Origin of the sequence: Nitrospirillum guanabarense, from assembly GCF_034653355.1 — a bacterium.
Lineage (GTDB): Bacteria > Pseudomonadota > Alphaproteobacteria > Azospirillales > Azospirillaceae > Nitrospirillum.
In genome coordinates, this window is record NZ_JAYEER010000001.1 from 95593 (window position 1) to 117203 (window position 21611).

22 protein-coding genes are annotated in these 21611 nt (G+C 69.7%); 5 read left to right on the forward strand and 17 right to left on the reverse strand.

Going from position 1 to position 21611, the window contains the following annotated elements:
• Window positions 1–44 precede the first annotated feature (44 nt).
• From UAA55_RS00395 to UAA55_RS00475, 17 genes are all read right to left on the reverse strand, one after another.
• Window positions 45–2231, reverse strand: coding sequence for an NHLP bacteriocin export ABC transporter permease/ATPase subunit (locus UAA55_RS00395; RefSeq protein ID WP_322950694.1), 2187 nt, complete (start codon window positions 2229–2231; stop codon window positions 45–47).
• Window positions 2228–4381 carry an NHLP family bacteriocin export ABC transporter peptidase/permease/ATPase subunit gene (locus UAA55_RS00400; RefSeq protein WP_322950695.1) on the reverse strand — a complete coding sequence of 718 codons (2154 nt, stop codon included), beginning with the start codon at window positions 4379–4381 and terminating at the stop codon, window positions 2228–2230. Before UAA55_RS00400 ends, UAA55_RS00395 begins: the two co-directional genes overlap by 4 nt.
• Window positions 4381–5346 (reverse strand): NHLP bacteriocin system secretion protein, encoded by a 966-nt coding sequence (locus UAA55_RS00405; RefSeq protein WP_322950696.1) that lies wholly within the window; start codon window positions 5344–5346, stop codon window positions 4381–4383. The genes UAA55_RS00400 and UAA55_RS00405 overlap by 1 nt, the downstream gene beginning before the upstream one ends.
• Before the next feature lie 28 nt (window positions 5347–5374).
• Entirely contained in the window at window positions 5375–7612 is a 2238-nt protein-coding gene (locus UAA55_RS00410) for a TOMM precursor leader peptide-binding protein (protein WP_322950697.1), read from the reverse strand.
• 31 nt (window positions 7613–7643) lie between these two features.
• The gene (locus tag UAA55_RS00415) at window positions 7644–7961 is read right to left on the reverse strand and encodes an NHLP leader peptide family RiPP precursor (RefSeq protein ID WP_322950698.1); all 318 of its coding nucleotides are present in this window, start codon (window positions 7959–7961) and stop codon (window positions 7644–7646) included.
• 31 nt (window positions 7962–7992) lie between these two features.
• Window positions 7993–8844 (reverse strand): hypothetical protein, encoded by an 852-nt coding sequence (locus tag UAA55_RS00420; RefSeq protein WP_322950699.1) that lies wholly within the window; start codon window positions 8842–8844, stop codon window positions 7993–7995.
• Between the two features lie 10 nt (window positions 8845–8854).
• Window positions 8855–11095, reverse strand: a complete 2241-nt coding sequence (locus UAA55_RS00425) for a TOMM precursor leader peptide-binding protein (RefSeq protein ID WP_322950700.1) — start codon at window positions 11093–11095, stop codon at window positions 8855–8857.
• A gap of 34 nt (window positions 11096–11129) precedes the next feature.
• Complete coding sequence (locus UAA55_RS00430) at window positions 11130–11411, reverse strand: NHLP leader peptide family RiPP precursor (protein ID WP_322950701.1); 282 nt, start codon at window positions 11409–11411, stop codon at window positions 11130–11132.
• A gap of 48 nt (window positions 11412–11459) precedes the next feature.
• Window positions 11460–11753 carry an NHLP leader peptide family RiPP precursor gene (locus tag UAA55_RS00435; RefSeq protein WP_322950702.1) on the reverse strand — a complete coding sequence of 98 codons (294 nt, stop codon included), beginning with the start codon at window positions 11751–11753 and terminating at the stop codon, window positions 11460–11462.
• 8 nt (window positions 11754–11761) lie between these two features.
• On the reverse strand, window positions 11762–12043 hold the full coding sequence (locus UAA55_RS00440; protein ID WP_322950703.1) for an NHLP leader peptide family RiPP precursor: 282 nt from the start codon (window positions 12041–12043) through the stop codon (window positions 11762–11764).
• Between the two features lie 8 nt (window positions 12044–12051).
• Window positions 12052–12330, reverse strand: a complete 279-nt coding sequence (locus tag UAA55_RS00445) for an NHLP leader peptide family RiPP precursor (protein ID WP_322950704.1) — start codon at window positions 12328–12330, stop codon at window positions 12052–12054.
• A gap of 86 nt (window positions 12331–12416) precedes the next feature.
• A complete protein-coding gene (locus tag UAA55_RS00450; RefSeq protein WP_322950705.1) occupies window positions 12417–12698 on the reverse strand; it encodes an NHLP leader peptide family RiPP precursor in 282 nt (93 codons plus the stop codon).
• Window positions 12699–12736: 38 nt separating this feature from the next.
• Window positions 12737–12991, reverse strand: coding sequence for an NHLP leader peptide family RiPP precursor (locus UAA55_RS00455; RefSeq protein WP_322950706.1), 255 nt, complete (start codon window positions 12989–12991; stop codon window positions 12737–12739).
• Window positions 12992–13087: 96 nt separating this feature from the next.
• Window positions 13088–13375, reverse strand: coding sequence for an NHLP leader peptide family RiPP precursor (locus tag UAA55_RS00460; RefSeq protein ID WP_322950707.1), 288 nt, complete (start codon window positions 13373–13375; stop codon window positions 13088–13090).
• A gap of 35 nt (window positions 13376–13410) precedes the next feature.
• Complete coding sequence (locus UAA55_RS00465) at window positions 13411–13680, reverse strand: NHLP leader peptide family RiPP precursor (protein ID WP_322950708.1); 270 nt, start codon at window positions 13678–13680, stop codon at window positions 13411–13413.
• A gap of 23 nt (window positions 13681–13703) precedes the next feature.
• Window positions 13704–13982 carry an NHLP leader peptide family RiPP precursor gene (locus UAA55_RS00470; RefSeq protein ID WP_322950709.1) on the reverse strand — a complete coding sequence of 93 codons (279 nt, stop codon included), beginning with the start codon at window positions 13980–13982 and terminating at the stop codon, window positions 13704–13706.
• 59 nt (window positions 13983–14041) lie between these two features.
• Complete coding sequence (locus tag UAA55_RS00475; protein WP_322950710.1) at window positions 14042–14320, reverse strand: NHLP leader peptide family RiPP precursor; 279 nt, start codon at window positions 14318–14320, stop codon at window positions 14042–14044.
• 198 nt (window positions 14321–14518) lie between these two features.
• On the opposite strand from UAA55_RS00475, the gene UAA55_RS00480 reads away from it, so the two are divergent.
• The 5 genes from UAA55_RS00480 to UAA55_RS00500 all read left to right on the forward strand — a co-directional run bounded on the left by UAA55_RS00480 (window position 14519) and on the right by UAA55_RS00500 (window position 21539).
• Entirely contained in the window at window positions 14519–15235 is a 717-nt protein-coding gene (locus UAA55_RS00480) for a response regulator transcription factor (protein WP_322950711.1), read from the forward strand.
• Between the two features lie 25 nt (window positions 15236–15260).
• On the forward strand, window positions 15261–17219 hold the full coding sequence (locus tag UAA55_RS00485; RefSeq protein ID WP_322950712.1) for a sensor histidine kinase: 1959 nt from the start codon (window positions 15261–15263) through the stop codon (window positions 17217–17219).
• Between the two features lie 350 nt (window positions 17220–17569).
• Window positions 17570–18025 (forward strand): (2Fe-2S)-binding protein, encoded by a 456-nt coding sequence (locus UAA55_RS00490; RefSeq protein ID WP_322950713.1) that lies wholly within the window; start codon window positions 17570–17572, stop codon window positions 18023–18025.
• 5 nt (window positions 18026–18030) lie between these two features.
• Window positions 18031–20208, forward strand: a complete 2178-nt coding sequence (locus UAA55_RS00495) for a xanthine dehydrogenase family protein molybdopterin-binding subunit (protein WP_322950714.1) — start codon at window positions 18031–18033, stop codon at window positions 20206–20208.
• A complete protein-coding gene (locus UAA55_RS00500) occupies window positions 20208–21539 on the forward strand; it encodes a cytochrome c (protein WP_322950715.1) in 1332 nt (443 codons plus the stop codon). Before UAA55_RS00495 ends, UAA55_RS00500 begins: the two co-directional genes overlap by 1 nt.
• Window positions 21540–21611 lie beyond the last annotated feature (72 nt).

Below are 21611 nucleotides of genomic sequence, written 5' to 3' on the forward strand. Positions count from 1 at the left end.
GACGGACAGTTCGCCCGCCATCACCCTGTCGGCAAGGATGAGGATCACACCATCTGGCGCCGCGCCAAATCGGCAAAAACGCCGCCCCGGGCAATAAGGTCAGCATAGCTGCCGTTTTCCACCACGCGCCCCTGGTCCATGACGAAGATGCGGTCGGCCTCCATGATGGTGGACAGGCGGTGGGCGATGACCACGCGGGTGGCCCGCAGGTCGCGCACGCTTTCGGTGACGATGGCCTGGGTGGCGTTGTCCAGCGCGCTGGTCGCCTCATCGAACAGCAGGATGCGCGGCCGACCGGCGATGGCGCGCGCGATCATCAGGCGCTGCCTCTGCCCGCCGGAGATGACACCGGCCCCTTCCGCGATCACGGTGTGCATGCCCATGGGCATGGCGCGGATGTCCTGGTCCAGGCCGGCCAGGCGTGCCGCCTCCCACGCGTCATCCACCGTCAGGCGGGTGGAGGCGCCGATGATGTTGGATGACAGCGGCCCGGGAATCAGCTTGCCGTTCTGCAGGACCACGCCCAGCTGCCGGCGCACCGCCCCCAGGTCCAGCCCCGCCAGATCCTGGCCGTCGTAATAGATGGCGCCGCCCTGCGGCCGCTCGAACCCCAGCAGCAGGCGGAACAGCGTGGATTTGCCGGACCCGGACGCCCCGACGATGGCCACGAATTCCCCCGGGCGGACGTTGATGGACACGTCGTCCAGGATCAGCGGGCCGTCGGCGCTGTAGCGGAAGCTGATATGGCTGATATCGATGGCGCCGGTGAAGGGCCGGGGGGCCGCCTGCACCCGGTTGGGTTCCGGCAGCGCCCGCAGCAACGGACGCAGGCGTTCGTACAGGGGGGCGGCGCTCAGCGCATTGGTCAGCGCCATGGTCATGGCCAGGGTGGCGGCGAAGAACTGGCTGAAGGCGGCGTTGAAGGCGGCGAAGGCCCCGGTGCTGAGCGGGGCGGCCCCCTCAACCGCCGCGAACAGGCAGAGGGAGGCCAGCACGACATAGCCGGCGTTGAACACCTCCAGCCGGTTGGCCAGGCGCTGCACGCCAAAGCTGAGCGTCTTCTGCTGGGCGAAGCGACTGGCCCATAGGGAAAAGGCGCGCTTCTCCGCCCCATTGGCGCGCAGCTTGGCCATGCCGGTCAGCAGTTGGAAGACACGGGACGCCAGGTCGCCCTGCACGGCGATCATGCGCCGCTCCAGCCGCAGGCGCAGCAGGTTGATGCCCACCGCCGCCGCCATGGCGATGCCGGCCAGCACGGCCACCAGCAGGCCCAGACGCCAGTCGATGGTGAACAGGAAAGCGAAGCTGGCCAGGCTGAAGATCCAGCTGATCAGGGCCGACTGGGCGCTTTCGCTGATACTGTGCAGGATTTGCGTGGCGCCGAAGATGCGCTGGGTCAGGTCACCCGCCGCGTAGGATCGGAAGAAGGGCGCGGGCAATCGCAGCACGCGCTGCATCACCGCCGCCTGGACGCCGATGGCCGCCCGCGCGTCCACCCGCAACAGGGCGATGGCGCGGGTCAGCTCAAAGGCGCTGACACCCAGCGTGGCGGTCAGCAGCAGCAAGATGAATTGACCCAGGCGCCCCGGCTCCCCCGCCGGGATGACGGTGTTGATCAGGGCGCCGGTGGCCATGGGCACGCCCAGCCCCAGCACCCCGCCCACGGCGCCCAGCAGCAGCAGGCGGGCGATGTCGCGGCCGCTGCCGCGCAGGGCGAAGCGCGCCAAGCCCCATAGAGTGATCGGCTCATCCGGCAGGGGGCGGTAGAAGGCGAAGGCCTGGCCCTCCAGCCCGGCCGCCTGCCGGGCGTCCAGCCGCACCCGCGTGCCGGCCGCCGGGTCCCACAGCCACAACCCGTCGCGCGCGGCCGGCAGCAGGGCCACGGGGGCGCCGTCCTTGCGAAAGGCCAGCAAGGGCATGGCGCCGTCCCGCCACCAGTCGCGCCCGGCCAGGGCGACGACGCGCCAGGCGGCGCCGGCCTGGCGGGCCAGGCTTTCCAGGCGCTGGATGGGGTCGTCGCCGGCTGGCGCCGACACGGCCGGCGTGATGCCGGCGGCGCGGAAGACCTGGCGACAGGCGTCGACCAAGGCGTCGCCGGTGCCCAGCAGGACGGCGGTGCCCGCCTCCGGCCCAGCCAGCACCTGGGCCAGATCGCCGATGGCGGAGGCGAACATGCGGCCGTCGGCCTGGGCCTTGGCTGATATACGTTGGTCCGGAAGGGTGTCGGTCATTGGTCGGTCGCGATCAGGGTGCTGTAACGGCCGCCTAGGGCCATGAGCGCGTCATGGCTGCCCCGTTCGGCGATGCGTCCGCGATCCATGACGATGATCTCGTCGCAGTCGCGTATGGTGGACAGGCGATGGGCCACGATCAGGCAGGCGCAGCCGCGCCGGCGCAGGTTGCCGTCGATGATCTTCTCCGTCACCGGGTCCAGGGCGGAGGTCGCCTCATCCAGCACCAGCACGCGCGGCCGGCCGGCCAGGGCGCGGGCGATCTCCAGCCGCTGGCGCTCCCCGCCGCTGAAGTTGGCGCCCGCCTCCTCCACCGGGGCGTCATAGCCGCCGGCACGGGCGGCTATGACGTCGTGGACGGCGGCGTCGCGGGCGGCGCCAACCATGTCTTCCTGCGGCAGGGTCCCGTCCCAAAGGCTGAGGTTGTCGCGAATGGTGCCGGCGAAGAGGTAGACGTCCTGGTCAACGCTGCCCAGGGTGGCGTGCAGCCGGTCACGGGCGATCCGCTCCCGCGGGATGCCGTCCAGCAGTACCTGCCCCTCCCAGGGCTTCAGCACGCCGGTCACCAGGCGCGCCACGGTGGATTTGCCACTGCCCGAGCCGCCCACCAGGGCGACGCGGCGGCCGGGTTCCAGCGTCAGGCTGAAATCCTCGATCAAGGGCGGTTCCAGCCGGCTGTAGCCAAAGCGCAGGTTGCGCAGTTCCAGACGGCCCGCCATCTCCCCAACCTGGGCCGTTTCCGCCACCGGTCCCGTGTCGGCCGGGAAGTTGAGGACGTCGTCGAGGCGGGCCATGTCGCCCTGCGCCTCCTGGAGCTTGCCGGCCAGGCCCATGAGATTGCTCACCGGCTGGGTGAAGCTGGCCATCAGCCCCTGGAAGGCCACCAGCATGCCGATGGACATGCGCCCGTCGATGACGCGCAAGCCGCCCAGGCCCAGGATGGCCACGGCGACCAGGGCGTTCAGCAGGTTGGGCAGCACGGCCAGCAGCCGGGTGTTCAGTTCCAGCCGCTGCTCGCCATTGATGACCTTGGCCAGATGGCCGGACCAGCGGGCGAAGAAGTCGCCCTCCCCGCCCGTGGCCTTCAGGGTCTCGATGGTCTCGACCCCGCCCATGGTGACGGCCATCAGCTTGCCCCGGTCCTGCAGCAGCCGCAGATTGTCGTCCCGCCGCTTTCGCGCGATGGCCCGCAGCACCAGCAGGTTCAGCGCGGTGATGGCCAAGCCCGCCAGGGTCAGGCCCACGTCGTAGGTGGCCATGATGGCGGCATAGAAGACGACGGACAGGACGTTGACAGCGTTGGTGGCGAGATCCCCGGCCAGCAGTTGGGCCACGCGGTCGTTGGCGGCCACGCGCACGCTGATGTCGCCGACATAGCGCTGATTGAAGAATTCAATGGGCAGGCGCAGCACATGCCAGAAGAAGCTGGCGGAGGACTGCAGCGACAGCCGCGTTTCCAGCCGCAGCAGTTGCGACTGCTGCAGGGCGGTGAGGCCCATCCGCAGCAGACCGGTGACCAGCATGCCCAGCAGCAGCGGCTGCAACCAGCCGTCCAGGCGCTTGACGAGGATCTCGTCGATGAAGATCTGGGTGAACACAGGCAGGGCCAGGCCGGGCAGCACCAGGGCCAGGGTGGCGATGACGACGAAGGCGAAGGCGGCGCGCACGCCGCGCAGGCGGCGGGCCAGCGCCCGGGTCAGGCTGGGCTCGTTCCCGCCCTTCTGGAACTCCGGCCCCGGCGCCATGGCCAGCGTGACGCCGGTATAGCCCTCGCTGAACTCCGCATCCGTCACCTGACGGGGGCCCGTGGCCGGGTCGTTGAGGTGGACCACCCCCTTGCCGAAACCCTCCACCACCAGGAAATGGTTGAAGTTCCAGAAGACGATGGCGGGCAAGGGCGCCTGGCGCAACTGGCCGATGTCATAGCGCTTGCCGCCGGCGGTCAGGCCGTAGGCGCGTGCGGCTTTGACCACGTTGCTGGCCTTGCTGCCGTCGCGGGAGACGCCGCAGGCGGCCCGCAACTCCTCCAGCGATACGTGGCGGCCGTAATGGGCCAGCATGATGGCCAGGCTGGCGGCACCACACTCCACCGCCTCCATCTGCAGGATGGTCGGCGTGCGCGTCCGGCGTTTGAACGGAAAAAGGGCCATCAGTTGCGCGCCGCCCGGTGATCGAGGAAGGGGAAGATAAGGGCGATGGGCCGCCGGCTTTCCAGCACGAAGCTGCCGGTGCACAGGGTGCCGCTGCTGATCTCCAGCGTGTCGCCAGCGGGGGACGACCAGCGGTAGCCGCTGTGGGATCGCGCATCCGGCACCAGATCCACCTCCACCGCGATGGGCGGCCCCTCGGGCGCCAGCTCATCCACCAAGGCGGGGTTGGGCAGCAGGGCCAGCATGCCCGCCTGGGTCGCCGGGTATTTGGACACCGACCGCACCCGCCCGATGAGATAGCCGTCGCGTTCCCGCAGGCTGGTGACGGGGGAGATTTCCGTGGTCATGCCCGGCCGCAGCAACTTGGCGTTGCTGGAGGGCGGCAGGTACAGCACGGCACGCAGCGGGGACTCCCCATACTCCATGCTGACGATGGGGTCGCCGGGCTTCACGGCGTGGCCGTTGGTGGCCATGACCTCCACCACCTCGCCGTCATGGTCGCTGATCACCCGGTGGTCCAGCGCCGCCTCGAAGCGCAGGCGGTCCAGCTCCTGTTGCGCCTGGGCGCGGGTCTCCTGGGCGCCCGGACCCGACGCCGTGGCCAGCGTGCGCACATAGGCCTCGGCCGAGACGATCTGCTGCGCCAGGGCCGGGTCGATGATGCGGCCCAGCACCTGGCCCTTGGCGATGTGCTGGCCGGGGCTCAGATGCTCCATGTCGGCCACGACGCCATCGACCACCGCCACGACATTGAAGGTGCCGCCGTCATGGATCAGCACCCCCCGCCCCGCCATGCGCGACGGCAGGGTGCCGAAAACCGACCAGGCCAGGATGACCGCCAGGATGGCGGCCGACGCCCACAGGGCGATCCAGGCACGGGCCGGCGTCACCTGGACCAACTGGTTCAGCTGTTCCGGCGAGGACAGGCCGTCCAAGGCCGCCTTGCGGAAAATCGGATTGCTCATCCCCCGAATGCCCCCTTCAAGCGCCCCATCACATGAAAATCGGAATGGGGTTCAGTTCAGTCTCGGCCAACGGCCGGTCCAGCCAGCCCATGCGCACCGGCACGTCGTAAAGCCGCCCCGGCGCGAAACGGGCCCAGTAGTGGCGCAGGCCCGGCACGACCACCTTCACCACCGGCAGGCCCACCTCGGCCCGCGTCTGGTCCAGCACCAGCATCTCCAGCCCGGCGCGGTCCAGGATGGACAGGCAATGGTCGATATCGGCCAGGAAACCGCCGGTGTGCTGCACCGGAAAGTCCGCCAGCCGTACCGGCGCTCGGGTCCCGTCGGCTACCAGATAGGGTTGGTTCTGCACCGTGGCGCCGGTCAACCAGGCCACGGTGTCCGGTTCCTCCAGCTGGGCGTCCTGGCCGTCATCGGCCAGGTCCAGCAATTGGTTCATCTCGGCAAAGGCGCGCTGCAAGGCGATGCGGGCGTCAAGGTGGCAGCCCATCCCCATCAGGATGCGCTCGACCGGTGTTCCCACCTGGCGCGATAGGGCCACGAACACAGGGATGCCAAGGTCGGTGGTCAGGTCCAGGGCCCACACCTCCCGCCCGTAGCGGTCGCGGTAATGGTCGCGCAGCTGGGTCAGGTAGGGATCGCCGAAGCCGTCCACCGCCACCGCCCGGCGCGCCAGGCGGTTATACCACCAGATGGCGGCGGCATCGCGCTCCACCAGCTCGAAGAAGCCTTGCAGGATGGCTTCTTCCCGGGTGTTGCCGGCGGCACTGCCGTTGGAACAGCCGACGGCGTAAAAGTCCGGCGCGTCGCGGCTCCGGACGTTGTAGTACAACAGCTGCGTGGGCAGGTGGCGGTGCCGCTGCTGGGTCAGCGACCAGACGGGCGTCCAGTCGATGACCGCGTCGTCCGGCAGCGGATGAGGCGTGACGTTGAAGGCCGATCCCCGAGCGTTCTGCGCCGCGCGGTCGGCGAACTGGGCGTCGCTGTAGCGCATGACGGCGTTGGGGTGGATGGCTTGGCCCACGTCCCAGTCCCGCCAGGCGCGGGCGATGCGCACTTCCCCGCCCGACAGTTCGCCGCTGTAACGCTCGATGGCCTCGCACAGGGCGCTGGCCTTGGCCTGGGCCTCCGACACCCCCTTGCCGGAGGCGTTGCTGCGCAAATTGCGCTTCAGGTCATGCAGGCTTTCCATGGGGCGGGCGGCGTTGGTGCCCGCGGTGTAGACATGGGTCAGGCCCTCGCCCGCCGGCCCGGCCCGCTCCAACGCGCACACCACGCCGGTGATGGGGCTGACCAGGTGCCCGTATGTGGCCAGTGTCGTCTCAGGCGCGACGCTGCGGTGCCCACCGTCGGTGCGGAAGGCCGCCGTGCCCATGCGCAGTTCCAGGGGACGGGCCACCGGCACCGGGGCCTTGCCACAGGCGGGGCAGGCCGGATTGCGCACCAGGACGTGGGCCTGCTGCGCCAGGGTGGTCAGGTCCAGGCTCAGCACCCGTCCCGTCAGGCCGCAGGGCGCACCGGCCAGGATCAAGGCGGCGGTGGCCACGGCGTTATGGCAGGTCGCGGCATGGACAGCGGGCAGCAGTGCCCGGACCGGCTGTGGGGTCTCCCGCCCCTGCTGGTCGGCGGCCAGGCGGAACAGGGCGCGGTTGCGGGCCAGGCGCCGCTGCAGACAGCACCAGCATCCCGTCTGGTGCGGCACGAAATGCGGCCCCAGCCATTGCTCCCGGCCGCCCGCGCGCAGCAGCAGCCAGGGCCGGCCGCTGGCCAGGGCGGCGGCGTTGATGGTCGCCAACTCCGGATGCAGATAGTCGTCGGCCGCGACGATCCACAGATCCGCCCCATCGGCCGCCACCTCCTGCAGGCCGGCCGCCATCAGGGCGGCGCGCAGGGGGCCGGCATCCGCCGCCCCCACCGCGATCACCGCCACGCGCCGGGCCGCCAGGGCATGGCATGCGGCCGGCGCGTCCACGCCAGCCGCATGCCAATAGGCGGCCTCCGCCCCCGTCTGATCCGGGGCCGCCTCCACCAGATGCCCCGCCCGCTCCAACAGTCCCAGCACGTAGTAGACACGGGCCGCGTCCACCCGTCCGGCCAGCGCGTCGACGATGGCGTCGGTGGTGTGCCGGCCATCCAGCAAGGGCATGATCCCCTCGTACGCGGCGCCGTGCAGGGCCTTGCCGCCGTCTTCCGACAGCAGCAGGACGCCCTCGCCCGGAAAAACCGTCGCCTGGAGGTGCGCCTTGAGGAGGGGATTTCTCAACATCGGATCCGCAACGCCGCGCTGTTGGATACGCTCAAATGCACCGCCGGGTGGGATTGCCGGGGGGCTTGGGCTTCACCACGGCGGGACCACCGCAGGAGAAGGCGAAGCGCCCGCCGGCGACGGCGTCCAGATCGGTGTCGCTGATGTCCGTGGGCTTGGCCGGCAGGACCAGGGTGTAGGCGGTGTCGGTGTTCTCCACCACGCGGAAGGCCACCCCGGTAGGAAGCGCCACCCCCTCCGCCGCCAGCACGGCCGCCGGATCGGCCAGCAGCCGCGCCTTGTAGGTATCGTCGCTCCAGGCCTTGGCCACGATCTTGCCGTAGGCCTTGGCATTGTCATCGGTCTGCATGCTCTTCTCCCCTTCTCTTGTGTCGTGATGGTCAGGCGCAGGCCAGCGCCGGTGTCGGCTGCATAAGCTCGGTCAGCAGGCCGCGCATGGCGTCGTCGCCGGGGTAGTCGTCGCCGCCGCCCATGACGCGGGCGGTGTTGAACGCCTCCCGCGCGATGATGGCCCGGTCCCGCGCGGCCAGGCCGGCGATGAACTCCAGGCTTTCGTCCACATGGCCGATGTCGCTGCCCACGGCGCTGTGCACCCGCAGGCAGCGGGTGGCGAAGACGCCGGCCGGCAAGGCGGCCTCCACCTCGGCGATGACCTCGGCGGTCACGTTCAGGCTGGTGCGTTCCAGGACATAGGCATAGCCCAGCACGGCGATGGGCTCCGCCGCCTCCGCCAACTCCCGGTGCCGTTCCGCCAAAGCGATGGCCGTGCGGGGGCGGAGGCGTTCCACGAAGGTCGCGGCCGGCAAGCCCAAAGCCTCGATGTCCAGCCAGGCCAGGGTGTCATGGCCCGTCTCCTCCTCCGCCACGTGGCGACAGTGGGCGGCGACCGCGTGCTGGCCCCGCTCCTCCAGCCGGTCGGCCGCGCGGCGCATGGCGCCCGGCGTGACGCCCGTGGTGCGCCAGCCGGCGGCCAGGCCGTGAACGTAGCGCAGGAACAGGTCGCGCTCCGCCGACAACGGTCGGGGCCCGGTGGCCGCCGCCACGGCGGCGGAGAAGCCGGCGTACATGGCGCCGGACATCAGTTGTCGCGTCGCCCGTGCCGAGCCTTGCGTCGACAGGCTGTCGGCCGGGCCCGGCTGCCACGGCGGCAAGCGATGCAGACGAAACCGCTCCTCGGAGGCCTCCAGATGCAGGCCGCCGGGCAGGGAAAGGCTTTCGGAAAACTCACTCATGGCGGGTCCCTCACACGAAGATGGGAATGGGGTTGAGATCGGCCTCGGCCAGCGGCCGCTCCAGCCAGCCCATGCGTATGGGCACGTCGTACAGCCGGCCCGGGGCGAACCGCGCCCAGAAGTGGCGCAGGCCGGGGACGACTACCTTGACCACCGGCAGGCCCAACTCGGCCCGCGTCTGGTCGAGCACCAGCATCTCCAGGCCGGCACGGTCCAGGATGGACAGGCAGTGGTTGATGTCGGCCAAGAAGTCGCCGCTGTGCTGCACGGGGAAGTCCTCATGCCGCGCCGGCGCCTGGGTGGGGTCGGGCGCCAGATAGGGCTGGTTCTCCAGCGTGGCCGTCTGCAGCCAGTGCAGCGTCTCCGGATCCTCGATCTTGCCCTCCACCTCGGCGGTGGCCAGGCCCATCATCTGGTTCATCTCGGCATAGGCGCGCTGCAGGGCGATGCGGGCGTCCAAATGGCAGCCCAGGCCGAACAGGATGCGTTCCTGCGGGGCGTTGACCTCACGGGACAGGGCCACGAACACTGGGATGCCCAGGTCCGACGTCAGGTCCAGCGCCCAGGTTTCCCGCCCATGCTTTTCCCGGTAATGCCGGGCGATGCGCGGCAGGTAGGGATCATTGAAGGTGTCGGTCGCGACACCCCGGCGGCGCAGGCGGTTGTACCACCACAGCGCGGTGGCATCCCGCTCCACCAGTTCGAAGAAGCCTTGCAGCAACGCTTCCTCCCGGGTGTTGCCCGCGGCGTTGCCGTTGGAACAGCCCATGGCGTAGAAGTCCGGACCGCTGCGCCCACCATCGACGCCGTAATAGACCAGTTGCGTCGGCAGGTGCTTGAACCGTTTCTCGGTCAGCGACCACAGGGGCGTCCAATCCACGGCGTGGTCATCGGGCAGCGGAAGGGGCGTGATGTTGAAGACCGATTGCTTGGCGTTCTGCGCCTCGCGGTCGGCGAACTGGGCGTCGCTGTAACCCATGACCGCGTTGGGGTGGATGGCCTCCCCCGCCGGCCAGTCCCGCCAGGCCCGGCGCACCCGCACCTCGTCGCCGGCGATCTCGCCGCTGCTGCGCTCCAGCGCCTCGCACAGGGCGCTGACCTTGGCCTGGACCTCGGACACACCCTTGCCGGCGCTGCTGCTGCGCAGGCTGCGCTTCAAATCCCGCAGGCTGCCGATGGGCCGCGCGGCGTTGGAGCCCGCGACATAGACATGGGCCAGCGTCTCGTCCGGCGGCGTCGCGGGTTGCAACACGTTGACCACGCCGGTGATGGGGCTGACCAGATGCTGGTAGGCCGCCAGCGTCGCTTCCGGCGACACGCTGCGGTGGCCGCCATCGACCTGGAAGGCCGCCTGGCCGGCGCCCAGCGCCATGGGGCGGGCCACCGGCTCCGCCGCCGTGCCGCAGGCGGGACAGACAGGGTTGCGGGTCAAGACGTGGATCTGCTGGGCATGGCTCACCCAGTCGCGGCTGGCCACCTGGCCCTTCAGGGCGCTGGGTAGGCCCGCCAGGATCAACGCCGCCTCCAGCGCCACGGCGTGGCAGGTGGCGGCCAGCGCGATGGGCAGCCCCACAGGCGGCACCAGCGGGCCTTGAATGTCCAGCTTGGCCGCCGCGAAGCGGTGGGTGGCCCGATTGCGCGCCAGCCGCCGCTGCAGGCATTCCCAGCAGGCGGTGGTGCCGGGCTGGAAATAGGGGCCCAGCCATTGCTCCCGCCCGCCTGCCCGCGCCAGCAGCCAGGGGCGCTCCGCCGCCAGCGCCCGGGCGTTGATGTCCCGCAGGCCGGGCCGCAGATAGTCGTCGGCCAGGACGATCCACAGATCGGCCGCCTCCGGTCCTTCTTCCGCCAAGCCCGCCGTCGCCAGCGCCGCCCGAAGGGGGGCCGCGTCCACGCCACCGACCGTCATGAGCGCCACGCGGCGGGTGGCATGCGCGTCCCGCGCCGCCCGCGCATCGGCGCCCGCCGCCTGCCAAAAGCCGGCCAGGGACGGGGCGAGGTCCGGTGCCGGCGCCGCCAGGTGACCCTGTTCCTCCATCCGGGCCAGGGCGAAGTAGACGCGCGCGGCGTCCACCTGCCCGGCCAGGGCGTCGGCGATGTCATCGGCCGTGCGCCGGCCGTCGATCAGGGGCACGACCTTTTCGTACGCGGCGCCGTGCAGCACCTTGGCACCGTCCTCGCTCAACAGCAGGACGCCTTCGCCGGGGATGACGGCTGCGCGCAGGTGCGCCTTCAGGGTGGGAATTCTCAACATGGGTACGGCGCCGCGTTCGTGTGGTCAGGGGTGGTCAGAACATCGGCGCGCAGGCCGAATGGGCGGCCAGGTCGAAGCCGCCGGACACCACGTCCAGCTCCTCATCGCTGAGGTCGGCCGGCCGGGCCGGCAGGACCAGCGTGTAGGCGGTGTCGGTGTTCTCCGCCACGGTGACGGCCATGCCCGCCGGAATGTCCACCCCCTCGCCCCGCAGGACGGTCACGGGGTCGGCCTTAAGACGGGCCTTGAAGGCGTCGTCAGCCCAGGCCTTGGCGACGACACGGCCATAGGCTTTGGCTTTCTCTTCATGGGTCATGGCGCAATTCCTCTCGCGGTCAGGGGTTGAATGGCTATGCAAGCCCGGTCAGATGGCGCAGTTGGCGCAACACAGGCACCAGTTGGCGCAGTAGGAGGGGTCGCCCCCGCCCACGACGCGGCCCAATTCCTCTTCCGTTAGGTCCACGGGCTTGGCCGGCAGCACCAGGGTCCGGACGGCGTCCGTATCCACCGCCACCCGGACGGTGACGCTGGCGGGCAGATCGACCCCCTCGTCCCGCAACACCGCCTCCGGATCGGCCAGCAGGCGCGCCTTGAAGGCGTCGTCAGCCCAGGCCCTTGCGACGATCCGGCCGGTGACGGCGGCGTTCCCCTGGTTCATCCCGTCCCTCATGGCCATTGCATGAAGCTGTCGTAACAGACGGCGGACAGGGCGCCGGCCGTACCCTCCAGCGCGTCCTCGACCAAATCCAGGGGCCGCATCGGCAGCACCAGGGTCTGAGCGGTGGCGGTGTCCTGCAGCACCCGGACGAGAGCGCCGACCGGCAAGTCAACGCCCTCCTCCCTCAGGGCCGCCGCGGGATCGGCCAGCAATCGGGCCCGGTAGGCCTCGTCCCCCCAAGCCTTGGCGATGATGTCGTCGATCGCCGCGTCGCTTTCCGCCTCCGTCATGGCGGGCTTCAGAACGTCGAGCCGCAGGGGATGACGCACAGGATGGCGCCGGCGGCGGTGTTGTCCAAATCCTCGTCGGACAGGTCGGTGGGCCGGGCCGGCAGCACCAGGGTGTAGGCCGTCCCGCTGTTCTCCACCACGTTCAGGGTGACGCCGGCCGGCACCTCCACCCCCTCGGCCTTCAGCACCGCCGCCGGGTCGGCCAGCAGCCGGGCCTTGAAGCCTTGGTCGGTCCAGGCCTTGGCGATGATGCGGCCGCCAACCTTGGCGTTCTCTTCGTTCAGCATTTCCCTCTTCCTTTGCGGATGTCACAGCGTGCGGGGCACCACTCCGGTGGCGGCATGCACCGCCACCGGGCGTCTCGACCGAGGCCTTAAAGGCTGAACATGCAGCTGCTGGGACCGACGCACATAAATCCCCCAGCGGCGGTGTCCAGGTCGTCATCGGACATGTCCGCCGGCCGCGCCGGCAGCACCAGGGTCTGGACGGCGGCGGTATCCTCCACCACCTTGAAGGTGACGCCCGCCGGCAGATCGACGCCCTCGGCCGCCAGCACGGCGGCGGGATCGGCCAGCAGCCGGGCCTTGTAGCCCTCATCAGCCCAGGCCTTGGCGATGATCTTGCCGGTGATCTTCAGGTTCTCTTCGTTCGTCATGTCACTGTTCCTTGCATGATCCGGCACAGCACCGGATCTTATAGGGTGAAGCACCAGCCGAAGCCGCCGCCGATGCCATCCAGTTGATCGTCGGACAGGTCGGTGGGCGGAGCCGGCAGGATCAGGTTGAGGTGCGTGGCGGTGTTCTCCACCACGCTGACGGTCACGCCCGCCGGGAAGTCGACGCCTTCCGCAGCCAGGACAGCGGCCGGATCGATCAGCAGCCGGTCTTTGAAACGGTCATCGGCCCAAGCCTTGGCGATGATCTGGTTGAGAGTGTTCGCGGTCAGCATCGCGCCCTTCCCCCGAGGTTTTTAGCCGCCGTTTTACAGGAAGTGATCCGACGAAGGACGCGCCGGGACGTTCAGGAGTTGCCCGGACCCAAGGCGTCAGAAGGTGTAGAGCTTGGGCGGAACCCCCGGTCCGGGGACCGGCCGGCCGCCGGCCACGCCGCCGAGATCCTCGTCCGACAATTCCGACGGCCGGGCCGGCAGCACCAGGGTCTGGACGCCGGCGCCATCCTCCACGATCTGGAAGGTGACGCCTTCCGGGAGGTCCAGGCCCTCGGCCTGCAGCACTGCGGCCGGATCGGCCAGCAGGCGGGCCTTGAAGCCGTCATCGACCCAGGCTTTCGCGATGATCTTGCCGGTGATCTTCGCGGTCTCTTCGTTCGTCATGTCGTCATTCCTTACAGATCGTTGCGAACGTGCCGTCAGGGCCCGCACATGCAGCGGGGCCAGGGGGTTCCGCCCGCGATGCCCGCCAGGTCGTCGTCGGACAGATCCGCCGGCCGGGACGGCAGCACCAGGGTCTGGACGGTGGCGGTATCCTCGATCACCGTCAGGCGGACGCCGGGCGGCACCGCCATTCCTTCGGCCGCCAGCGTGCCGGCCGGGTCGGCCAGCAGGCGCGCCTTGAAAGCGGCATCGGTCCACGCCTTGGCGACGACCTTGCCGTATGCGTTATCGGTGTTCCCCGTCATGTCCCACCCCGCCGGTTGAGGCCTTAGAGGCAAAAGTCGCTGGACATGACGCAGCCGCACCAGCCGCCCGCGACTTCGTCCAGATCCTCATCCGCCAAGTCCGTCGGCCGGGCCGGCAGCACCAGGGTGTACCGGGTCGGCGTGTTCTCCAGCACCGTCACCGTCAGGCCCGGCGGAATGGCCAGGCCCTCGGCCTGCAGGATCGCCACCGGATCGGCCATCAGCCGGGCCTTGAACCCATCGTCGGACCAAGCCTTGGCCACGACCCGGCCATAGGCCCGGGCGCTGTCTTCACCCACCATCTCGTCTCTCCTCGATCTCAAAAGGATGTGCCGGTTCCCATAGGACGGGACCGCGAAACTCACAGGCTGAGTTCGCAGAAAACGCACCAGCTACAGGCGCCGCCCGCGGCCCGGTCCAGGTCCTCATCGGACATCTCCGCCGGCCGGGCCGGCAGCACCAGCGTCTGCACGGTAGCCGTGTCCTCAACCACCTTGAACGTGATGCCGGCCGGCAGATCCAGGCCTTCGGCCTTCAGGATCGCGGCCGGGTCGGCCAGCAACTTGGTCTTGTAACCTTCATCGGCCCAGGCCTTCGCGATGACACGGCTAGTGATCTTCTGGTTTTCTTGCCCGTTCATCCCCATACTCCCCCGTCGTCGAGTGGCGCAGCCGACTGCTTGCCCAATACCGGTCATCTTCGTACCGTTATTGGCACCCCCATGTACTGGCTGCCGATCTCGTGTGAGAGTATTTACGGGGCCGGATCTTGTCTGTAGAACAAACGCGCGACACTGGCTGTCGCACACCCCTGTATGGCAGTGTCCCTTATGCAGCCCATGCCCACCACAGCCCCGGCATCGTCCCGCGTGGCCGTCGCGATCGTTGAGGACGACGCGGGTTTCCTGGATGCGCTGCGCCAGGCGGTCAAGACCGCGGCCGACCTGCGGCTGGTGGGCGTTGCCGTCACCCGGGCCGACGGGCTGGCCCTGCTGGACGGGCCGCCGGCCGACGTGTTGCTGGTCGACCTGGGTTTGCCGGACGGCAGCGGCATCGACATCATCCGCACCGCCGCCCAGCGCTGGCCGGAATGCAGCATCATGGTCAGTTCCAGCTTCGGCGATGAGACGCACGTCATGCGGTCGATCGAGGCCGGAGCGGCGGGCTACCTGTTGAAAGACAGCGCGCCGGCCCGCATCGTCGATGAAATCCGCAGCCTGGCCGCCGGCGGCAGCCCCATCAGCCCCATCATCGCGCGACAGATCCTGCTGCGCTTCCGCGACCGGGGGACGGACCTGGCACCGCCGCCCAAGGCCGAGGCCGGCCCGGCCAAAACGGATGCTCCGGAAGAGGCCCCGTCCCTGCTGTCTCCGCGCGAGAAGGAGGTGCTGTCCCTCATCACCAAGGGCTTCACCACCGTGGAGGTGGCGCGGATGCTGGACTTGTCGCACTTCACCGTGCGCACCTTCGTGCGGCGCATCTACAGCAAGCTGGAGGTCACCTCGAAGGCGGAAGCCATTTACGAGGCCAGGACACTGGGCTTGCTGAACAGTTGACCCCCTGGCTGCGCGACCGCCGCTGATGACGTACCGCCCCGCCTCCCTGCTGGCCGCCGCCATCCTGCTGTTCTCCGTGATGTCGCTGCTGATCGCCGGAATCCATGACGTGATCGGGGCACCGGGGAAGACCATGCGCCTGACACGGGCCGAGATCCTGATCGCCAACGATGACACGCCGTCCCGGCCGCCCGCGACGCTGGACGGCCGGCCGCCGACCGGCACCTGGCGGCCGATCAGCCTGCCTTACGCCGAACCCATGGTGCCGGTCGATCAAACGGTACCGGCCATGGCATCCGGCTACCCCGCCACCACCTGGATCCGGTTGTCGGCGCGCGACCTGGCGGCAGGCCCCGGCCCGATGGCCCTGTACGGAGCCCGCATCGACACCGACGGTCCCTATGCCATCTACGTGAACGGCAGGCTGGTGGAGTGGCAACAGCGGCAGGGTCGCCCGTGGAACGGCCTGTTCACGCCCCTATGGGTGGTGTTGGATCAGGACGCCGGCGGCCCGCCGCCGAAGGACATCCTGGTCCGCCTGGACCACGCCCCGACCACGCCGGTGGCCCTGTCCACCCTGTGGCTGGGGCCGGAGCCGGCATTGAACATCCGCCACCGCCTGCGCCAGCTGCTGCAGCGTGAACTGCCCATGGCGCTGAACTCGGCCTTCCTGGCTGTGGGCGTCTTCGCCCTGTTCGTCTGGTTCCGGCGCCGGCACGACACCGGCTATCTGCTGTTCTTCGGCCTGGCCGCCATCTCGTTCGCGGCCCATCTGCATTTCTACCTGGATGTGCCCATCACCAGCGACTGGTTCGCCTGGCTGACCATCAACGCCCTGTTCTGGCTGATCGTCATCCTGCATCTCTTCCTGCGGATGTTGCATGGCCGGCCGCTGATCCTGTTGACGGCCGCCGTGATGGGCGTGACCAGCATCCTCACCCTTCTGACCCTGCCCATGGTCGGCGTCCTGCCGGTGCTGCCCAGCACGCCGGTCATCGTCCCCCGCATCTACGCCGTGGCCCTGGTGATGGCGGCCACGGTCAGCGTGGTGGGCGTGGCGTGCGCCTGGCGCCGGTTCCCCGAGGCGAGGCTGCTGGCCGGGGGCCTTGCCGTCTGCACCGTACTGGGCCAGACCGACTGGATGATGCACAACCACGTGCTGAGCCCCGAAGGATGGTTCCTGGGCGCCTACACCAACGCCGTGACCTTCGCCATGTGCGGCACCGTGTTGTACCGTCGCTATGTCGCCGCCATCGCGGAGGTGGAGCGGGTGAACGCCGGCCTCGCGGAACGGCTGCGCACCCGCGAAGCCGAACTGGAACTGAGCCACCAGCGCCTGCGCGAGGCCGAGCGGCGGCAGACCATCAGTGAGGAGCGCCAGCGCCTGATGCAGGACATGCACGACGGTGTGGGCGCCTCGCTGATCAGCGCCATCCGCTCCGTCGAGACGGGCGCCGTGGACGACGCCAAGGTCTCGCAAATCCTCAAGGGCTGCCTGGACGACCTCAAGCTGGCCATCGATTCCATGGAACCGGTGGACGCCGATCTGCTGTTGCTGCTGGCTTCGCTGCGCTATCGGCTGGAACCGCGGCTGGAGGGCTCGGGCATCACCCTGGTGTGGGACGTGCGGGACCTGCCGACCCTGGAATGGCTGGAGCCGTCCAGCGCGCTGCACATCCTGCGTATCCTGCAGGAGGGCATCGCCAACATCCTGCACCATGCCCAGGCCAGCCGCATCCGCCTGGGTACTTCCCCCGACGCCCGGGGAGATGTGGCCGGCGTGCGCGTCACCATCGAGGATGACGGCCGGGGCTTCGACGCGGACGCGACCCTGGCCTCCCCCTCCGGGCGGGGCCTACGCAATCAGCAGCGCCGCGCCCAGGCCCTGGGCGGCACGGTCGCGTGGAATTCCGGTCCCACGGGCACGCGCTTCACCCTGTGGCTGCCGCTGAGCCGTGTCGTATCGGCGACCGCAGCCGACTGAGACCACCACGCTGCACAGCGGTCGCCATCGTCGACGTGCGGCGTTGACGGTCACCCGCCGCCGGAGATGGCGCCGCACCACGCGAGAATCTCGTTGCACAGCCGGCAACGAACCGTACGCGGCGGCGGCGGAAAGCGGTGATTTATTATATATTGCAATAACTTATCATGCCATCTCAGCATGGCGGCATCCCGCCGACGGATCGCTCACCAGGTCGCGGTATAATTCCGGAACCTCACCGTTTTGCGCGAAACTCCAGGACGCGCCACCGTCCGGCCGGGCGCCGCCACCGCAGGCGGTGCCGGTCGCGAATGGACCAAGGCCGCCGGCCGCCAAGACGGAGAAAATCCATGGTCAAGCTTTCGATCAACGGCACCGTCCACGATGTGGATGTGGAGCAGGACACGCCGCTGCTCTGGGTGTTGCGTGACATCCTGGGCATGACGGGCACGAAGTTCGGGTGCGGCGTCGCCCAATGCGGCGCCTGCACCGTCCATCTGGACGGAACCCCGGTGCGCTCCTGCCAGCTGGCCGTCGGAGACGTGGGGGGCATGGCCGTCGTCACCATCGAAGGCATTGGCGCAACCCCGGCCGGCGCCAAGGTGCAGAAGGCCTGGATGGACCTGCAGGTGGCCCAGTGCGGCTACTGCCAGTCCGGCCAGATCATGTCGGCCGCGGCGTTGCTGGCGCAGACCCCCACGCCCAGCGACGCCGACATCGACGCCGCCCTGGCGGGCAACATCTGTCGTTGCGGCACCTACGTCCGCATCCGCGAGGGCGTGAAGCACGCCGCTTCCCTGGCTTGAGGTGCATGATGGACAAGCATCTTTCCACGCCCGGCACCTCCCGCCGCAATGTGTTGCGCGGCCTGACCTACGGCGGCCTGCTGCTGGCCGTGGACCTGCCGATGGGCCGCCTGGCGGTGGCGCGCGAGGACGCCCCGGCCGTGTTCGCGCCCGACGCCTTCATCCGCATCGCCGGCGATGGCGCCGCGACCCTGATCATGCCCCAGGTGGAAATGGGCCAGGGCATCTACACCGCCCTCACCATGATCATCGCGGAGGAGCTGGACCTGCCCCTCGCCGCTATCCGGCTGGAGGCGGCCCCCGCCAGCGACGCGCTTTACGGCAACCCCATCTTCAAGATCCAGGCCACGGGCGGTTCCACCTCCGTTCGCGCCTATTGGACCCCCATGCGCAAGGCCGGCGCCGCCGCGCGCGCCATGCTGGTGGAGGCCGCGGCCAAGCGCTGGCAGGTGGCGCCGGCCACCTGTGAAACCCGGGAGGGCACCGTCCTGCACACCGCGAGCGGCCGTTCCCTATCCTATGGCGACCTGGCCACCGCCGCCTCGCGCCTGACCCCGCCCGCCGACCCGCCGCTGAAGGACCCCAAGACCTTCCGCCTGCTGGGCAAGACCCAGACCCGGCTGGACATCGAGGCCAAGGGCAACGGTTCCGCCCAATACGGCATCGATGCCATGCCGCCGGGCGTGAAGTTCGCCACGCTGGCCAGTTGCCCTGTACCCGGCGGCAAGGTCAAGAGCGTGGACGACGCCCAGGCCCGCGCCGTGCCGGGAGTGCGGCAGGTGGTGGTGCTGGACGATTTGGTGGCCGTGGTCGGCGATCACATGTGGGCGGCCAAGAAGGGGTTGGACAAGCTGGCCATCGTCTGGAACGAGGGGCCCAATGCCACGCTGTCCACCGACAGCCTGCGCGCGGCCATGCATGAGGCCGCGAAGCAGCCGGGCGTGGCGGTGAAAAACGAAGGGGCGGACGCGCAGCCGGGGGCCCCCGGCGTGATCAGCGCCAGCTACGAACTGCCCTTCCTGGCGCACGCGCCCATGGAGCCCATGAACTGCACGGTGCATCTGCGGCCGGGCGCCTGCGATGTCTGGACCGGCACCCAGGTGATGACCAAGGCCCAGGCCATGGCGGCGCAGGCCGCCGGCCTGAAGCCCGAGCAGGTGACCGTCCACAACCATTTGCTGGGCGGCGGCTTCGGCCGCCGGCTGGAGGTGGACATGATCGACAAGGCGGTGCGCATCGCCGCCCACGTCGATGGTCCGGTGAAGGTGGTCTGGACGCGGGAGGAGGACATCCAGAAGGCGATGTACCGTTCCACCTATGGCAGCAGGCTGTCCGCCAAGCTGGAGAACGGCAAGCCGGTGGCGTGGCGCCACACGGTGGTGGGCCCCTCGGTCATCGCCCGATGGCTGCCACCGGCCTTCACCGGGGGCATCGACATCGACGCCATCGACGGCGCCAGCGACCAGCCTTATGCCGTCGGCGGATTCCACGTCGAGTACGTCCGCCACGAGCCCCAGGGGGTGCCCACCTGCTTCTGGCGCGGTGTGGGCCCCAACAACACCGTTTTCTCCGTCGAAAGCTTCATCGATCGGCTGGCCCGGGAAACCAAGAGCGACCCGCTGGAATACCGCCGCGCGCTGCTGGCCGCCAACCCACGGGCGTTGCAGGTGCTGAACACGGCGGCGGAGCGCGCCGGCTGGGCCGCGCCGCTGCCTGCCGTGGCGGGCGGGCGCGTGGGCCGGGGCATCTGTCTGCAGACGGTCTTCGGCAGCTATCTCGCCACCATCGCCGAGGTGGCGGTGCGGGAGGACGGCGACGTGCGGGTGCGCCGCCTGGTCACCGCCGTCGATTGCGGCATGGTGGTGAACCCGGATGGCGTGATCTCGCAAATCCAAGGAGGGCTGGTCTTCGGCCTGTCCGCCGCCCTGCATGGCCAGATCACCTTCGAGAAGGGGCGCGTGCAGCAGAGCAATTTCCACGATTACCGCGTCGTCCGCATCGATGAGATGCCGGCGGTGGAGGTGCACCTTGTGCCATCCACCGAAGCGCCCGGCGGCATTGGCGAGCCCGGCACCACCACGGTGCAGCCCGCCGTGGCCAACGCCATCTATGCCGCCACGGGCGTGCAACTGACGCGCATGCCCATAGACCGGACACTGTTGGCCAAGGGGGGGCGGACCTGATGCGCGGAAGCACGAAAAGGGCGGCCCTGCTGGCCGCCGGGATCATCGTCGTGGCGGGCGCCGCCGTGCTGGCCCGGATGGCGTTCCTGCCCGGCCCCCTGGATTTCGCCGGCGGCCACCCAGTCAACCTGGCGGATTTCAAGGGTCCCTCGCCCACCGGCGTGCCCAAGGAACTGGCCGACGCCGCCCTGCTGGAACGGGGCGCCTATCTGACCGCAGCCGCCGACTGCCAGGCCTGCCATACCGCCAAAGGCGGCGTGCCCTACGCCGGCGGCCGGCCGTTCAAGCTGCCCTTCGGCACGCTGTACACCCCCAACATCACCCCGGACGCGGAAACGGGCATCGGCCGCTGGAGCGACGCGGACTTCCTGAAGGCGGTGCACAAGGGCGTGGCGCCGGGGGGACGGCATCTCTACCCCGCCTTCCCCTACGCGTCGTACACCATGATGACGGATGAGGACGTGCTGGCCATCAAGGCCTATCTGTTCTCCCTGGCGCCGGTGCGGCGGGAGAACCTGCCCGACACCTTCGCCTTTCCCTACAATCAGCGCTGGCTGATGATCTTCTGGGGCATGCTGTTCAACCCCGACCACCGCTTCCGGCCGGTGGCCGAGCGCGGGCCAGAGTGGAACCGAGGCGCCTATCTGGTGGAGGGGGCGGCGCACTGCGGCGAATGCCATACGCCGCGCACGCCGTTCCAGGCCATGGACACCCGGCGCAAGTTCGCCGGCGGCCAGGCGGAGGGCTGGAACGCCTACAACATCACCCCTGACGCGACGTCGGGCATCGGCGGCTGGTCGGCGGAGCAGATCGACGCCTACTTGGCCCACGGCCACGCCAAGGGCAAGGGCGTCGCCTCGGGCCCCATGCGCGAGGCGGTCGAGTTGAGCTTTTCAAAACTCAGCCCGTCGGACATCGCGGCGATGCGCAGCTATCTGCAAAGCGTGCCGGCGGTGCACACCGGCCTTCCCGCCCCGGCCGGCCCCGCCCCTTGGGAGCATGGCGCCACCGTGGCCGACAACCTGGACGGCAAGCGCATGTTCGAGGGCGCCTGCGCCAGCTGCCACGCCTGGAGCGGCGCCGGCATCAATTCGGCGGAGGCTCAGCTCACGGCGAAGCGGGCGGTGAACGACCCCAGCGCGGCCAATGTCGCCCTGATGATCCTGAAGGGCTCCGGCCCCCAGGTCGCCGGCCGTCCCTATATGCCGGGCTTCTCCGGCGCCTATTCGGATGAGGAGATCGCGGCGGTGGCCAACTACGTGACCGCGCGCTTCGGCGCGGCCCCGTCGAAGATCACCCCCGGTGAGGTGGCCACGCTGCGCCTGCAGTAGAACCCGTGGCCCCCGCCGGTCGGCCGGCGGGGGCTGGGACGTTGCCATTCTGGCCGCCCGCGCGGGATTCCC

Excerpts from the sequence above, each read along its gene's own strand:
- UAA55_RS00465 (WP_322950708.1), bottom strand. The coding sequence starts at position 13,680 with ATGACGGGGAACACCGATAACGCATACGGCAAGGTCGTCGCCAAGGCG.
- UAA55_RS00435 (WP_322950702.1), bottom strand. The coding sequence starts at position 11,753 with ATGAACCAGGGGAACGCCGCCGTCACCGGCCGGATCGTCGCAAGGGCC.
- UAA55_RS00490 (WP_322950713.1), top strand. The coding sequence starts at position 17,570 with ATGGTCAAGCTTTCGATCAACGGCACCGTCCACGATGTGGATGTGGAG.
- UAA55_RS00480 (WP_322950711.1), top strand. The coding sequence starts at position 14,519 with ATGCCCACCACAGCCCCGGCATCGTCCCGCGTGGCCGTCGCGATCGTT.
- UAA55_RS00455 (WP_322950706.1), bottom strand. The coding sequence starts at position 12,991 with ATGCTGACCGCGAACACTCTCAACCAGATCATCGCCAAGGCTTGGGCC.
- UAA55_RS00425 (WP_322950700.1), bottom strand. The coding sequence starts at position 11,095 with ATGTTGAGAATTCCCACCCTGAAGGCGCACCTGCGCGCAGCCGTCATC.
- UAA55_RS00395 (WP_322950694.1), bottom strand. The coding sequence starts at position 2,231 with ATGACCGACACCCTTCCGGACCAACGTATATCAGCCAAGGCCCAGGCC.
- UAA55_RS00405 (WP_322950696.1), bottom strand. The coding sequence starts at position 5,346 with ATGAGCAATCCGATTTTCCGCAAGGCGGCCTTGGACGGCCTGTCCTCG.
- UAA55_RS00440 (WP_322950703.1), bottom strand. The coding sequence starts at position 12,043 with ATGACGGAGGCGGAAAGCGACGCGGCGATCGACGACATCATCGCCAAG.
- UAA55_RS00450 (WP_322950705.1), bottom strand. The coding sequence starts at position 12,698 with ATGACGAACGAAGAGAACCTGAAGATCACCGGCAAGATCATCGCCAAG.
- UAA55_RS00495 (WP_322950714.1), top strand. The coding sequence starts at position 18,031 with ATGATGGACAAGCATCTTTCCACGCCCGGCACCTCCCGCCGCAATGTG.
- UAA55_RS00430 (WP_322950701.1), bottom strand. The coding sequence starts at position 11,411 with ATGACCCATGAAGAGAAAGCCAAAGCCTATGGCCGTGTCGTCGCCAAG.
- UAA55_RS00410 (WP_322950697.1), bottom strand. The coding sequence starts at position 7,612 with ATGTTGAGAAATCCCCTCCTCAAGGCGCACCTCCAGGCGACGGTTTTT.
- UAA55_RS00445 (WP_322950704.1), bottom strand. The coding sequence starts at position 12,330 with ATGCTGAACGAAGAGAACGCCAAGGTTGGCGGCCGCATCATCGCCAAG.
- UAA55_RS00475 (WP_322950710.1), bottom strand. The coding sequence starts at position 14,320 with ATGAACGGGCAAGAAAACCAGAAGATCACTAGCCGTGTCATCGCGAAG.
- UAA55_RS00400 (WP_322950695.1), bottom strand. The coding sequence starts at position 4,381 with ATGGCCCTTTTTCCGTTCAAACGCCGGACGCGCACGCCGACCATCCTG.
- UAA55_RS00415 (WP_322950698.1), bottom strand. The coding sequence starts at position 7,961 with ATGCAGACCGATGACAATGCCAAGGCCTACGGCAAGATCGTGGCCAAG.
- UAA55_RS00460 (WP_322950707.1), bottom strand. The coding sequence starts at position 13,375 with ATGACGAACGAAGAGACCGCGAAGATCACCGGCAAGATCATCGCGAAA.
- UAA55_RS00500 (WP_322950715.1), top strand. The coding sequence starts at position 20,208 with ATGCGCGGAAGCACGAAAAGGGCGGCCCTGCTGGCCGCCGGGATCATC.
- UAA55_RS00470 (WP_322950709.1), bottom strand. The coding sequence starts at position 13,982 with ATGGTGGGTGAAGACAGCGCCCGGGCCTATGGCCGGGTCGTGGCCAAG.
- UAA55_RS00485 (WP_322950712.1), top strand. The coding sequence starts at position 15,261 with ATGACGTACCGCCCCGCCTCCCTGCTGGCCGCCGCCATCCTGCTGTTC.
- UAA55_RS00420 (WP_322950699.1), bottom strand. The coding sequence starts at position 8,844 with ATGAGTGAGTTTTCCGAAAGCCTTTCCCTGCCCGGCGGCCTGCATCTG.